Source organism: Arenivirga flava, assembly GCF_030161575.1.
Lineage (GTDB): Bacteria > Actinomycetota > Actinomycetes > Actinomycetales > Microbacteriaceae > Arenivirga > Arenivirga flava.
Map to the genome: position 1 here is coordinate 1,986,716 of NZ_BSUL01000001.1, position 13,177 is coordinate 1,999,892.

Genomic DNA, 13,177 nt, shown 5'->3' on the forward strand with positions numbered 1-13,177 from the left:
GCGCATCCGCTCAACGACGAGACAGGACCACCCGTGACCCCACGCACCGCGCACCGCATCGCCGGCATCGCCGGCATCGCCGTCGCCGCCCTCATCGCCGCCGCCGGCCTCGGCGCGGCCGCGGCCCCCGCATCCGCCGCCACCGCCGACGCCTGCACCCGAACGCTGCCGGCCGGCGCCTCGAGCATCCCGGTGCCGTTCGGCGGCGCCACCTACGCCGTGCCCGTGCACGTGCCCGCCGGCGCGACCGGCGAGCTGCCGCTCGTGCTCGACCTGCACGGCTCCAACGCCAACGGCACCGTGCAGGCGCAGATCTCCGGGCTCGCCGCCGTCGCCGACGCGGAGGGCTTCATCGTGGCCAACCCGTCCGGTGCGATCGGGGCGCCCGCCTTCGCGCAGACGCTGCCGGACGGCAACTGGGGCTGGAACGTCCCCGGCGTGCCGCTCACCTCCGGCACCTTCCCGCCGGACGGCTCGCGCGACGACGTCGCCTTCCTCACGGCGGTCGTCGAGGCGATCGACGCGCAGGGATGCGTCGCCGAGGGCTCGGTCTTCGCGACCGGCTTCTCCGGCGGCGGGCGCATGGCCTCGGCCCTCGCCTGCAGCCGAGCGGATGTCTTCGCCGCCGTCGCGCCGGTCGCCGGGCTGCGCGCCGGACGCGCCGACCCGGCCGCCCTCGCGACGATCGAGGCCGGCTCCTGCGCGCCCACGCGGCCCGTGGCGGTGCTGAGCTTCCACGGCACCGCCGACGTCGTCAACCCGTACCCCGGCAACGCCGATCCGCGCTGGGGCTACAGCGTGGCCGCCGCCGCGGCAGGCTGGGCGGCGCTGGACGGCTGCGACGCGACGCCGACGTCGACCACCGCGACCGCCACCGCCACCCGCATCGCCTTCGCCGGCTGCGCGGAGGGCGGCGCCGTCGAGTACTACGAGCTCGCCGGCGGCGGCCACACCTGGCCCGGCACCACGGTCGACCTCTCCGCGCTGGGAGCGACCGACGCGAGCGTCTCCGCCTCCGCGCTGATGTGGGACTTCTTCGAGGCGAACGCGCGCACCGCGGCCGCCGAGGAGCCGCCGGTCGCGTCGCCGGCGCCGAGCGCCCCCGCCGCCCCGCCGAGCGCCGAGCAGGCGCCGCGCGAGCTCGCCGCCACCGGTCCCGCGTCGGTCCTCGCCGCGATCAGCCTCGCCATCGGCCTCGCCCTGATCGGTGCGAGCGCGGTCGGAGCCGCGCGCCGCCGTCGCGCCTGACCGGATGGGGGAGGCGGCGCGCCGTCTCCCCGCCCGGCACCGTGCGGCCGGGCCGGAGCGGGGCCTCAGCCGGCGCCGCTCGACGCACGCACGACGAGCTCGCCCGGCAGCAGCGCCGGACCGGCCGCGCCGCCGGCGAGGCGGTCGAGGGCGGCCTCGGCCATCGCCTCCAGCGGCTGGCGCAACGACGTGAGCGGTGGTGCGCTGTACTCGCCCTCCCAGGTGCCGTCGAAGCCGACGACGGCGACGTCCTCGGGCACCCGCAGGCCGGCGTCGCGCAGGGCGCGCAGCAGTCCGATGGCGATGAGGTCCGAGGCGGCGACGACCGCATCCGGCCGTTCCGCCAGCCCCGTCAGCAGGCGACCGGATGCGCGCCCGCCCTCCCGCGAGTACGCCGCCTCGATCGCGGGGCCGGGCTCCAGGCCCGCGGCGCGGCACGCGTCCTCCCAGCCCCGACGGCGCGGCTCCTGGCGGCCCTGCGCATCCGCGCCCGTGTCGCCGAGGAAGGCGATGCGGCGGCGGCCCAGCGCGGCGAGGTGCGCGGTGGCGGTCGCGGCGCCGGCGGCGAGGTCCACGCCGATGCCGTCCGCTCCATCCGCTCGGTCCATGCTGTTGAGCAGCAGCCAGGGCACACCGAGCGCGTCGATCGGCGCGCGGTCGACGGGTGCGCCGGCGAGCAGCAGCACGCCGTCGACCTGCCGGGCCGCGAGGTCGCGCATCCTCGCGTGGAGCGCCGCCTCGTCCGGGGTCGAGGTGGTGAGCAGCAGATCGAGGCCTCGGGCTCGAGCCGCGTCCTCCACCGCGCTCGCCAGCTCGGCGAAGAACGGATTCGCGAAGATGCGCCGGCCGCCCACCGGGGCCAGCAGCGCGATCGTGCGCGACGACCCCGAGCGCAGGGCGCGGGCGGCCGCGTTGGGCTGGTAGCCGAGCTCGGCGATCGCCGCGCGCACCCGCTCCGCCGTCGCGGCGGCCACCGGCGCCCCGCCGTTGAGCGTGTACGACACCACGGCGTCGCTGACCCCGGCGAGGCGCGCGACGTCGCGACGGGTGACGCGGCGGGGCTCGGGCATGCCGCTCAGACCCCGGCGGCCCGAGGCGCCAGGCGCTCCCCCACCGCGACCGGGGCGTCGCCGTGGTCGGGCACGGGCAGCCGCTCACCGCCGCGGCGGGCCGACTCCATCGCCACGAGGCCGGGCAGCGTGTAGCGGGCCGCGACCCAGGCGTTGACCGTGGGCAGCGTGCCCGTGCCGACCGCGCGCACGAAGTCGTCGACGAGCAGGTGGTGCGAGCCCTCGTGACCGTTGGCGGCGCCCTCGAGCTCCGCGGGCAGGCGCGCGGCCTCCTGCTCGTGCACGGGCGCGTGGCCGCTGACGAACGCGGCGCGCAGCGCGGGCGAGACGTGCTCCAGGCGCGGGTCGTCGTGCGCCATCGTCGCGGTCGTGGCGAGCTGCTCGGTGACGTCCTCGACCCCCTCGCCGGTCTGCCAGACGCTGGTCTGCACGAGCTGCTCGAACACGCCCTCCGTGCCGAAGAAGCGGAAACGGCTCTCGCGGATCGACGAGGGGTAGCCCACCCGCCGGAACTCGTTGATGCGCATCGAGCCACCGCCGTCGAGCTCGAACAGCGCGGTCATGTTCGAGAAGTCGTTGCCGAACATGCTCACCTCGGCGTCGAACACCCCGTCGTCGGTGTGGTCGCGCATGCCGGTGCAGCTCACGCTGACGGCGTGGGTCGGGATCGCGCCGAGCACGCCGCCGATCGAGTGCGTCGGGTACCACATGGGCGGGTAGCTGGCCGTGGCCCTCCACCCCTCGCCGCCGCTGTAGCGGTAGGCGTCGTAGAAGCCGTGGTCCATGTCGTGCAGGTAGTCGCCCTCAAGGTAGAAGACGCGGCCGAAGGCGCCCTCGGCGTGCTTGCGCCGGGCGAAGACGGTGGCGGGGTTGTACTGGCTCGTCTCGCCCATCATGTACGTGAGCCCGGTCTCGCGGACGAGGCGGATGATCTCCGCGATCTCGTCGGCGTCGCTCGCCATCGGCACGGCCGAGTACACGTGCTTGCCGGCGCGCAGCGCCCGCGCGACGAGCGGACCGTGCGTCCAGCGCTGCGTGAACAGGGCGACGGCGTCGACGGCCGGATCCGCCAGCATCGCCTCGAAGCTCTCGTGGGTGCCGGCGAGGCCCGCCTCGGCGACCAGCGCATCCGCTCGCCCCTCGATCACGTCGGTCACCGTGATCGCGCCGACGCCGGGATGCCGGTGGAACAGCTCCGCGAAGTGGCCGCTGAACTGGCCGGCGCCGACGATGCCGAGGGTGAAGGTCATGGGAGCTCCCGAGGTCGCGAGCGCGGCCCAGCGCCGTCGCCGCCACCAGTATCGGCGGAGACTTTACTCGTGTCAATATGCGCGTGCGCGACAGCCGGGCGACCCGGGGTCGCTCGGCGTCGAGACGGCCTCGCCGCGGATCGCCGCGTCGAGGTACGCCTCGGCGGCCTCCTCGCCGGCGATGCCGTCCACGAGGGCGAGCTCGTCGATCAGCTGCTTGCGCACCTTCTCGAGCAGGCGCTTCTCGCCCGGCGAGACCCCCTTGTCCCAGTTGCGGCGGCTCAGGTCGCGCACGACCTCGGCGAAGAGCATGATGTCGCCGGTCGCGACCTTCTGCTCGTAGCTCTTGAAGCGCCGCGACCAGTTCGACGGCTCCTCGACGAAGTCCTCGCCGAGCACCGCGCGCAGCTTGGCGAGCTGATCGCCGGCGACGACCTCGCGCAGGCCCACCTCCTCGAGCTGCGCGACGGGCACCTGCAGCGAGAGCTGGTGCAGCTCGGAGTGCAGGGCGACCATCGGGGTGTCGACGCCGCCGACCACGCGGTTGCGATGCGCGGTGACGGTGAGGGCTCCGTGGCGGGGGTGGACGAGGGTGCTGCCGATTGCAGTGCGGATGAGGCGTCTCCGGTCGATCTCCCGCCGATGTCGACGTGCGCTCCATCGGTGCGGCGCACGCCCGCGCGGGGCTGCTGCATGCTACGGAGTTCTGCGGCCCGGGTCAAGTCGACCGGACGTTCCGTTCGACGAGCTGCCGTACCGTCACGATCAGCAGGACCGCACCGATGAGCGCCTGCAAGCCGATGCCGACCCACTGGCCGGCACGGGCGTCATCGCCGATCGAGGAGAAGAGCTGGACCGCGGACAGGACCAGCAGCAGCACGGCGCAGATGGCGGTGATGATCGGAGCACTGGAGCGTTTCGGCATCCCTCGAGCATGCCCGAGCAGCCTGGCCGGCACCCGAACGCGACGGCCTCGAGCAGCCGTGGACGTCGACGCACCCGCAGGGCGCGGCCCACGCCTCGCTCAGCCGTGGAGGGTGTCGCGGGGCAGCTCGCCGAAGCGCTCCGCGTAGTGGGCGGCGAAGCGGCCCAGGTGCGCGAAGCCCCAGTTGCGGGCGACGTCGGCGATGGCGGTGCCGGGCTCCGCCGCGCGCAGGTCGTCGCGAACCCGGTCGAGGCGGATCCGGCGCAGATAGTCGACCGGGGTGATCTCGAGGTGCTTGTGGAACGCCGACTGGAGCACGCGCGGTGAGACACCGGCGGCCTCGGCGATCTGGGTGACGTTGACGGGCAGGTGCGCGTTGGCGTGCATGAACTCGATCGCCCGGCGCAGCCGCGCGTTGCCGGGGACCGTGAGTTCCGGTGGGGCGGCGATGGACTCGTGCGGGAACGTCTCGAGCAGCGCGATCGCCGCGGCCCGGTTGGCCTCGCTGCGCAGGATGGCGGAGGCGTTGTCGCTGTAGAGCACCTTCGCCACCGTCGAGACGGTCGCACCCCAACGGCGCAGCGCGTCGCCCTCGGGCACCGCCGTGGTGTCGAACAGCAGCGGCCCCTCGGGGGTGCCCTCGTGCTCGGCGGCGACGCGCTCGAGGAAGGCGCCGTCGAAGTGCATCAGGTTCTGCTTGTGGTCGTGGAACGCGAAGGCGTTGTCGCGGTTGTTGACGAACATCGCCGGACGTCCGTGCTGCAGCGCGACCGGGTCGCCATCGAGGTCGAGCACGCCCTCGCCGGCGGTGATCCAGGTGACGACGTACTCGCCCTCGGTCTCGATCGCACCGCGCATGGAACCGCCGAAGAGGTTGCCGCGCAGGCTCAGCTCGCCGTCGCCGACGCTGGTGTACCGGAAGCCGAAGGCGTCTCCGGTGGGTTCGATCACGAAACCGCGACCGTTGTAGGTGCCCTGGTACATCGCGCGCGCCTGCTCGATGTGGTGCCCGACGATCTCAGCTCGGGCCGCGCCGGCAGCTGCAGGGCGCTCGGCGCCGACCTCGTTATCCATTTCGCGAATCATGTCACGGAACCGGCGTCTCGGTAGGCGAAGCAGGTCGTACGACCGGCACTGATCACAGCGCCGTTCCGGCTGGGCCGAGGGCGGCGTGCAGTGCGCTCAGCGTCGGCGCCCGGAAATCGTTCGGCAGGCACGCGCGATAGGTGCGCTCCGCACTGCGCACGTCGACGCAGAACGTCTCGTCCCCGGAATCGATCGACCATCCGAGGATCCGGTTCAGCGGTACCCGGTCGTGCCGATCGCCATCGATGACGAGGATCGCCTCGGCGAAGACGAGCACCCCGCCATCGGCCTGATCCGTGGTCACGGCGACACCGAACTCAACCGTCGGAGCCGGTCCGGCGAGGTCGAGGAAGTCGGGCAGGAGCGCATCGGTGACGAGGGCGTCCTCGAGCGTCGTCGCCGCCTCGCTCCCGGGCGTCGCACCTCGTTCGTTCCGCGTCGTCTTCACCACCGCCAACATCACATCGTCCTCGTCGAGCCGACGAGACCGTCACGTCCGTGGCTCGGCCCCATTGCAGGCCATCGGCTGGCGATGCGCAACTCGAATGGCCGAAACGCGTCCTGCAGCGTGGCATCGCCCGGGAGCGTTCGGAATGTGGCTATTCGAACAGTTAGGTGATCGAAGGATCGTTAGCGTCACTGACATCGCCGACTCCCTTCGGATGGGAGACGGCAACGACGACGTGAGGACAACGCCATGAGCATCGCACTGCGCACCGCCCCACTGGCCGGACTGCGCTGGCAGCGTCCGGCCCCCGCGCTCGTGGTCGCGCAGCGCGACGGCGAGCACGCCGGCCTCGTCGAGCAGCGCGCCGGCCGCTTCATCGCCACCGACGCGATCGGCACAGTGATCGGGACCTTCGACACCGAACGCGACGCCCGCGCGGCCCTCGAGCCCGGAGCGCTCGAGCGCCACGAGACCCGGCGCCGCCTGCGAGCGCACGTCGTCATGATCGCCACCGGCATCGCCGCCCTCGCCAGTACCGGCATCGCCGTGACCGGCATGCTCACCCTGCTCGCCTGAACGAGGAGAACACCATCGTGAACACCACCATCCCCACCGTGCACGAGATGCCCCGCGAGCTCGCCATCGCCGTCGACCACGTCTCCACCTACCAGATGAGCGACGGCCCCCAAGCGGGCATGACCGTCGTCGAAGCGCTCGACGAGCACCGCGTCGTGCTCGCCCGCAGCATCGTCGCCGCGCCCGGCGCCCGTGAGGACATCGCCGACATGACCCTCGCGCGCAGCCCCCTCGAGCGCTGCGCGGCCTGGGCCATCGAACCCATCGGTCGCGGCAAGCGCAGCGCCGCCATGGTCATCCCCCGCCCGAGCGACTCCCGCGGCACCCTGGAGTCCATCCGCGACCGCCACGACATCTCCGCCTGACCGTGAGCACCCTCGCCGACACCCCCGATCTCGCCGCCGAGCTCGACGCCACCCGCGATGCGCTCGACCTCCTCGAGCGCCGCAGCCCGCGACGCTCAGCCCGCCTGCGCCTCGACTTCCTCGACGTGCGCACCGAGCACACCGCCCTGCGCCTGAACGACACCGAGCTGCTCACCGCGATCCGCCGCATCCGCGACGACACCGCCGCCAGCACGCCCCAGCGCGCGATGACCCCCTGAACTCGTGCGCGGGCCTCGGGTGGCCCCCACGACACGTGCGCCGCAGGGGTGCGGCGCACCACGATCCTCTCTCCCGGTAGGGGTGCCGGGAGAGAGGACCTCCTCTCTGTGCACATCCTCGGCACCAGCCCGATCGGCGTGGACGTGGCCGTTCCACGGCGGGGACGACCGTCACGGGGCGACCCGGCGCCGTCCTCTCCGGCGGCTCGCCGCACTCCCCGCGCGTTCGCCATCTGCCGGCCGGCTGATCATCCGCTGACACCGGCATCACACTCACCGTCATGGCGACCCGCGGTGACGCCGACGATCACCCGCGTCCTCCTAGGATCGACGCACAGATGCAGCGGCTCCACCGCTCGACCTCCCGGTCCCGACGGCCGCCGCAGGAGCGCCGGCATCCTCCGTGGACCCCCCCCGCTGGCCAGCGCCTCGCTTCGACCGGGCCCGCCACCGCTCTTGAGAAGGACTCACTCGTGACACGCGACACCCCGGCCCCCGGTGCGCCTGACGGCGCGTCCGTCAGCGATCCGTCCTCGCAGAGCTGGACAGCCCAGGTGACGTCGCTGGCGATCGTCCGCCTGGACCGCGACGGCATCGTGTGCGAGTTCAATGCGGGCGCTGAACGCATCAAGGGCTACCGCGCCGAGGAGATCATCGGCAGCAGCTTCGAACGCTTCTACCGACCGGAGGACCGCGCGAAGAACCTCCCGTACCGCCTCCTGGCGATCGCCGAGGCCGAGGGGTTCGTCGAGGACACCGGATGGCGGGTGCGCGCCGACGGATCCGTGTTCTGGGCGAATCTCGTCATCACCGCGCTGCGCGACGACAGCGGCGGCACGACGGGGTTCATGAAGATCACCCGCGACCTGACTCCCACGAAGCGTCACGACGAGGCGCGGCAGGTGTTCCTCGAGACGTTCGTGCACGACTTCCTCTCCCCCATCACCGCCCTGCAAGGGCGTGTCGATCTCCTCGCTGAGACCACCGCGGATCCGTACGGACACATCGAGCGCCTGCAGCAGGTCAGCGATCACCTGGTCGCCATGGCACGTCAGCTGCGCACCTTCGCCACCAGGGAGGAACCGAGCGACCTCGCGACGAGGCTCGAACCGCTCGATGTGCGCGAGCAGATCGACGCAGCCGTGATGATGGTGCTGCCCACCGACCCCTACGCCCGCATCACCATCACCGGCGACGCGGTCCTCGTGACCGCCGAAGCGACCGGTCTGCGCCGCAGCCTCGCGAACCTCATCGAGAACGCGCTGAAGTACAGCGACGAGACCGTCGCGATCGCCGCGAGGCGGTACGGCGACGACGTCAGCATCACGATCACCGACACGGGTCGCGGCATCGAAGCCGACGATCTGAACACGATCTTCGACGCCCACGAGCGCGGCGCACTCGCCGACAGCGATGACGGCGGTAGCGGACTCGGACTCGCCAGCGTCAAACGCCTCCTCGACCGCCAGAACGCCACCGTCCGTCTCCGCAGCACCGTCGGCGTCGGAACCACCGCGACCGTCACGCTGCGCGCAACGACGCTGCAGACCGCTCCTGCAGACTGACCGGCACCGCTGCAGCTCCGCTGACGCACCGCCCATCGCGATGCGACCGAGCTCATCGGCCCCCGCGTCGGTGCCACTGCGCGGGGGTCAGTCGTACCGGCGCGGCGCACGGTAGGGCTCGCGCGTCATCGATTGCATCGGGTAGTCCGGCTCGATGCCGGGCGTCTCGTGCGGGAGGAACCGGAACCGGAGGAGCAGCTCGCGGATCTCGACGTCGGTCGCCTCGGCGTACGCCGCCTCACCGGCTGCGTCGATGCGTGCGAGGCGGTGCTGCAGGAGCGTTTTCGCGAGACCGCCGCCACGGGAGACCGGACTGACGGCGATTGCCGACAGCCACCAGTGCGTCCCGTGCGGGCGTCGGTACTCGAGCCCCCGCCGCAGCGCGACGGCGCGGATGAGTCGCCGGGGGCCGATGCTGCGCAGGTACCGCACCGACAGCCCGGTCTGCCTCGATACGAGGCTGCTGCGACCTCTCGGCCGGTACGTCCACGCTGCGACGCCGAGCACGCGCTCGTCATCGTCGACGACGACGTCGAGCGCACGATCCCGGCCCAGGTGCGTCATCGCGTAGGCGGAGAAGAACTGCAGAGCCCCGAAACCGCCGTCCTGCGTCGGGTCGGGGAGCAGCTGCGCGAAGAAGGCGTCCCGCGTCAGGGATGCAGCGAGCAGTTCGGCGACCGCTGGCACGTCGCCGCGTGCCGCGGCACGCACTGCGGGGCTCATGAACCCTCCCGTCTCGCCGGCGGCATCGCCGCGCGATGCACTGCAACCTACCGCTCGACGGGTTACAGGAAGCCCCGCAGCGCGTCGAGGGCCGCCGTGATCGATGCCAGGCGGACTTCCAGCGCGCCGACCTGCTCGGCCAGCGCAGCTCGCCCCGCCTGCTCCGTTCCTGCATCGCGACCTCCGGGAGCCAGGAAGGCGGCGATCGCGAGGAGCGGCATCCCAGCCAGCGAGAGTGCGCGGATGACCTCGATCCGCGCGAGATCGGCGACACCGTAGAGACGGTCACCCTGCCGGTCCCGCTGCGTGCGCAGCAGACCCTCGACCTCGTAGTTGCGGAGCATTCCGACGCTCAGCCCGGTCATCCGGGCCACCTCGCCGATATGCAGCTGCTCCGGTGGGCTCATCGTGCCTCCTGCCGACAGCCGGCTCACGATGAGTCGAGTGCACGAAGTCTGCGCCCGACGGGCGCCGAGCACCATCCCCCATTGCGGCGACACGACCGCACAGGCGCCGCCTCGCCCTCCGGGAGCCGTCGCCGCCCGCGTGCTTCGTCGACCACGCAGTCGACCATCGCTGCCTCGACGGACGGGCCCGGCCGAAGCGAGCGTGCCGGTTTCGAGCTCGTCGCGCGCCGACCCCGCCCCTGGCCGGCCGGGCGATGCACGGGTGGGGCGGTCTAGCTGTAGTTCCCAGTGAGGTTGTGAACGCGGTCGGCGGGCGTGAGCCCGCCGATCCCGGTGTGGGGCCGGTGGTGGTTGTAGTGGTGGATCCAGTCGACGTAGGTCGCTGAGCGGGCTTCGTCGGTGGAGTAGAGCCGTTCGTAGGCCCACTCGGTCGCGAGGGTGCGGTTGAAGCGCTCGACCTTCCCGTTCGTCTGTGGCCGATAGGGGCGGGTGCGTCGATGCTTGACGTCGCCGAGCGCCGTCGCGAAGACGCGGGAGCGGTAGCAAGAGCCGTTATCGGTCATCACCGCGCTGACGGTGAAGCCCGCGGTCTCGAAGAACGCCCGCGCCCGCAACCAGAACCCGGCCGCGGTCTCCTTGCGCTCGTCCGTGTGCTGCTCGGAGTAGACCAACCTCGAGTAGCTGTCGATCGCGTGATGCAGGAACGCGTAACCCCGGCCCCGCTTCTTGTTGTGCCGGTTCCCGACCGTGCGGCCGAGCATCCGGTGCCCGCCGCCGTCAGGGATGCGCCCGAGCTTCTTGATATCGATGTGGACCAGCTCGCCCGGCCGGGTCGCCTCCATCCGGACCGGGGCAGCCTTGCGAACGGGGAGCCCGGTGGCCTGATCGAGATGCACCAGGCGTGGCATCCGGTAGCGGGCCAGGACCCGCTCGACCGTGGAGCGCGGGATGCGCAAGTGGTAGCCGATGCGGTGCGGACCCCAACGGCGGGTGAACCTCAGCGCGACGATCCGCCGCTCCCGCCGCCGCGTCGTCCGCGATGGCGAACGATGCGGCGTTGAGGACCGGTCCGTCATCGCCTGCCCGGCCCGGAACCGGGCAGCCCAACGCGACGCGGTCGCGGGCGAGCACTGAAACCGCTCCGCAGCACGGCGCACCGACCAGCCCTCCTCGACGATCAACCGGGCAAGACGAGTCCTGCCCTCCGGGGTGAATGGCGCGTTAGCGTGGGTCACGAAGGCCTCCGTGGATGGTGATGTGTGTCGTAACTCACATCGTCCCGGAGGCCTTCGCTAACGCCCCCAACGTTCACAACCTCCCAAGGAAGTACATCTAGCGCACACCGGTCCGAGCCTCCGGACGCCCGACGGCTTGCCATCAGCGCAACTCGATCGGCGCCATCACCGCCGCGTTCGTCACCCCTCGGGCCCTGCCCGGGGCGAGCGGGCGAGCGGACGAGCACCCGCCGAGCCTTCCGGCCCGGACGGTTCGATGCCGGATGGGCGCGTCGGCTCGGCCTCAGCTGCGCTTCGGCAGGAGGAACAGGGTCGCCACGCCGACGAGGATCAGCAGGATCGCCGCGACGAGCACGAAGGTCGTCAGCCCGGTCGCGGGGAAGATCATGACGATGACTCCGGCGACGATCGACACGATGCCGGCGATCACGGGGAGCCAGCGGGCTCGAGCCGAGAAGCCCTGCGTGGCGACGGCGATGCTGGCGACGCCATCGGCGATCCAGCCCAGTCCGATCACGATGCCCAGCACGATGAGCGATTGCCACGGGTTGCTGAGCACGAGCACGCCGGCGACGGTGACTAGTGCGCCGAGCAGTCCGAGGAACCAGCGCTCTCGCCGCTCCAGATCGGTGATCGAGAACGCGAGCACCAGGCGCGCCGTGCCGATGACGATCAAGGAGATGCCGAACACCAGGGCGATGCCGAGCAGGGCTGCCGGCGGGACGAGGAGACCGATGATGCCGAGCAGGATCCCGGCCACGGCGGTCCCGATGACCCAGCCGCGCTGCATCGTCGCGGGACGTTCGATCGGCGCTTCTGCGGTCATGCTGTGCTCCTCGGGGTCGATGAGCTCCAGGCTAGGGGCCGGCCGGGCAGCGCATGCTGCGCGGCCAGGCCGCATTCAGGGGTGCCGCACGAGCCCGCCGGATCGTGTCGCTGGGTTGTTCTCCGAATCGGTCGGCGTAGTAGCCGGAGAACCGGCCGAGGTGCATCATCTGCCATCGCCGGGCGACCTCGTGCACCGTCCGGTCGGCTCCGATCGGGGCCTGGAAGTCGTCACGTGCCCGGTCGAGCCGGATGCGCCGCAGGTGCTGCAGCGGCGTGATGCCGAACAGACGCCGGTAGGCGTCCTGCAGGCCGCGCGGCGTGAGCGCGCACGCCACGGCGATCTGCTCGATCGTGAGCGGCCGGTGGGCGTTGGCGTGCATGAACGCGACCGCTCGCCTCGCGCGCGACGTGCGCACGACCGGTGCGTCCTCGTCGTCCGCGGCGATGGTGTGCGGGAAGAGGGAGAGGAGCGCATCGGCGGTGCTGCGCTTCACGTCGGTCATGGCCGCACCGGTCGCCTCCGGGTCGAAGAGCACGCGCGCTGCCGCGAGGACCGCACGCGCCCACGCCGCCCTCGCAGCCTCGCCGGGTGGCTGGAGGCCGAAATGCAGCGCTCCCGGTGCAGCGTTCGCGAGCGCTCCTGCTCGATCCTCGAGGTACGAGGCATCGATGAGGATGCTGCTCTCCCGCAGGTGGCGTGCATCGAAGTGGATGGAACGGTGGGGCGGGAGGACCAGCGGCTGCCCGATCTGGGCTTCGAGGCCTTCGGCACCGATGGCGACGGTTCCGGAGCCGGCGGTCAGCCAGACGACCGCGTACATGCCGGGGAGCACGAAGGAACCGCGAAGCGTCCCGCGTACGGCGTTGCTGCGCAGTTGCAGGACGTCATCGCCGACGCCCGCGCTGCGGGCGAGGAACGGCTCGCCGTCTTCGGCGTCGAAGTGGCAGTCGCGGCCGTTGTAGTCGCGCTCGAAGAACGCGCGAGCCGTATCCGGGTCGCTGCTCGCAACGTCGTAGCGCTGCGGCCGGTCATGGAACCCACCCATGAGCGCTCCTCGTCCCCGATCCCTCTCGCGGGGCCGCACGCCCCCTCGGCTGGTCTCGCGTCGGTCGGCGGCGGCCCCTCTCCTCGGCACCCCTACCGAGGAACGGGCGGTTCCGCACGGCAGCATCGCTGCCGCGCAGCTCGCGTGACGGTCGCCCGGACCGCCA

General features: G+C 72.1%; 16 protein-coding genes. 5 read left to right on the plus strand and 11 right to left on the minus strand.

Features of this window, described 5'->3' with window-relative positions:
* Positions 1–33 precede the first annotated feature (33 nt).
* Complete coding sequence (locus QQK26_RS09595) at positions 34–1,248, plus strand: CE1 family esterase (RefSeq protein ID WP_284232105.1); 1,215 nt, start codon at positions 34–36, stop codon at positions 1,246–1,248.
* A gap of 65 nt (positions 1,249–1,313) precedes the next feature.
* Here QQK26_RS09595 and QQK26_RS09600 read toward each other — a convergent pair whose 3' ends face one another.
* From QQK26_RS09600 to QQK26_RS09625, 6 genes are all read right to left on the minus strand, one after another.
* Positions 1,314–2,318 (minus strand): LacI family DNA-binding transcriptional regulator, encoded by a 1,005-nt coding sequence (locus tag QQK26_RS09600; protein ID WP_284232107.1) that lies wholly within the window; start codon positions 2,316–2,318, stop codon positions 1,314–1,316.
* Between the two features lie 5 nt (positions 2,319–2,323).
* On the minus strand, positions 2,324–3,568 hold the full coding sequence (locus QQK26_RS09605; RefSeq protein ID WP_284232109.1) for a Gfo/Idh/MocA family protein: 1,245 nt from the start codon (positions 3,566–3,568) through the stop codon (positions 2,324–2,326).
* A gap of 72 nt (positions 3,569–3,640) precedes the next feature.
* Positions 3,641–4,108: a CarD family transcriptional regulator gene (locus QQK26_RS09610; RefSeq protein WP_348520006.1), complete on the minus strand. Its 468-nt coding sequence runs from the start codon at positions 4,106–4,108 to the stop codon at positions 3,641–3,643.
* A gap of 178 nt (positions 4,109–4,286) precedes the next feature.
* Positions 4,287–4,493, minus strand: coding sequence for a hypothetical protein (locus QQK26_RS09615; protein ID WP_284232112.1), 207 nt, complete (start codon positions 4,491–4,493; stop codon positions 4,287–4,289).
* Positions 4,494–4,592: 99 nt separating this feature from the next.
* Positions 4,593–5,567 carry a helix-turn-helix transcriptional regulator gene (locus tag QQK26_RS09620; protein WP_284232114.1) on the minus strand — a complete coding sequence of 325 codons (975 nt, stop codon included), beginning with the start codon at positions 5,565–5,567 and terminating at the stop codon, positions 4,593–4,595.
* Between the two features lie 64 nt (positions 5,568–5,631).
* Entirely contained in the window at positions 5,632–6,039 is a 408-nt protein-coding gene (locus QQK26_RS09625) for a hypothetical protein (protein ID WP_284232116.1), read from the minus strand.
* A gap of 237 nt (positions 6,040–6,276) precedes the next feature.
* Between QQK26_RS09625 and QQK26_RS09630 the strand changes: the two genes are divergently transcribed.
* From QQK26_RS09630 to QQK26_RS09645, 4 genes are all read left to right on the plus strand, one after another.
* A complete protein-coding gene (locus QQK26_RS09630; protein WP_284232118.1) occupies positions 6,277–6,603 on the plus strand; it encodes a hypothetical protein in 327 nt (108 codons plus the stop codon).
* Between the two features lie 17 nt (positions 6,604–6,620).
* Positions 6,621–6,968, plus strand: coding sequence for a hypothetical protein (locus QQK26_RS09635; RefSeq protein ID WP_284232120.1), 348 nt, complete (start codon positions 6,621–6,623; stop codon positions 6,966–6,968).
* Positions 6,969–6,970: 2 nt separating this feature from the next.
* Positions 6,971–7,207: a hypothetical protein gene (locus tag QQK26_RS09640; protein WP_284232122.1), complete on the plus strand. Its 237-nt coding sequence runs from the start codon at positions 6,971–6,973 to the stop codon at positions 7,205–7,207.
* 473 nt (positions 7,208–7,680) lie between these two features.
* A complete protein-coding gene (locus QQK26_RS09645; RefSeq protein ID WP_284232124.1) occupies positions 7,681–8,772 on the plus strand; it encodes a PAS domain-containing sensor histidine kinase in 1,092 nt (363 codons plus the stop codon).
* 87 nt (positions 8,773–8,859) lie between these two features.
* Here the strand turns inward: QQK26_RS09645 and QQK26_RS09650 are convergent, their stop codons facing one another.
* The 5 genes from QQK26_RS09650 to QQK26_RS09670 form a co-directional block, all read right to left on the minus strand.
* Positions 8,860–9,495 (minus strand): GNAT family N-acetyltransferase, encoded by a 636-nt coding sequence (locus QQK26_RS09650; RefSeq protein WP_284232127.1) that lies wholly within the window; start codon positions 9,493–9,495, stop codon positions 8,860–8,862.
* Positions 9,496–9,557: 62 nt separating this feature from the next.
* On the minus strand, positions 9,558–9,902 hold the full coding sequence (locus QQK26_RS09655; RefSeq protein WP_284232141.1) for a MerR family transcriptional regulator: 345 nt from the start codon (positions 9,900–9,902) through the stop codon (positions 9,558–9,560).
* A gap of 272 nt (positions 9,903–10,174) precedes the next feature.
* Positions 10,175–11,137 (minus strand): IS481 family transposase, encoded by a 963-nt coding sequence (locus QQK26_RS09660; protein ID WP_284229504.1) that lies wholly within the window; start codon positions 11,135–11,137, stop codon positions 10,175–10,177.
* Positions 11,138–11,420: 283 nt separating this feature from the next.
* The gene (locus QQK26_RS09665; RefSeq protein WP_284232143.1) at positions 11,421–11,963 is read right to left on the minus strand and encodes an HdeD family acid-resistance protein; all 543 of its coding nucleotides are present in this window, start codon (positions 11,961–11,963) and stop codon (positions 11,421–11,423) included.
* Between the two features lie 31 nt (positions 11,964–11,994).
* On the minus strand, positions 11,995–13,011 hold the full coding sequence (locus QQK26_RS09670; RefSeq protein WP_284232146.1) for a helix-turn-helix transcriptional regulator: 1,017 nt from the start codon (positions 13,009–13,011) through the stop codon (positions 11,995–11,997).
* Positions 13,012–13,177 lie beyond the last annotated feature (166 nt).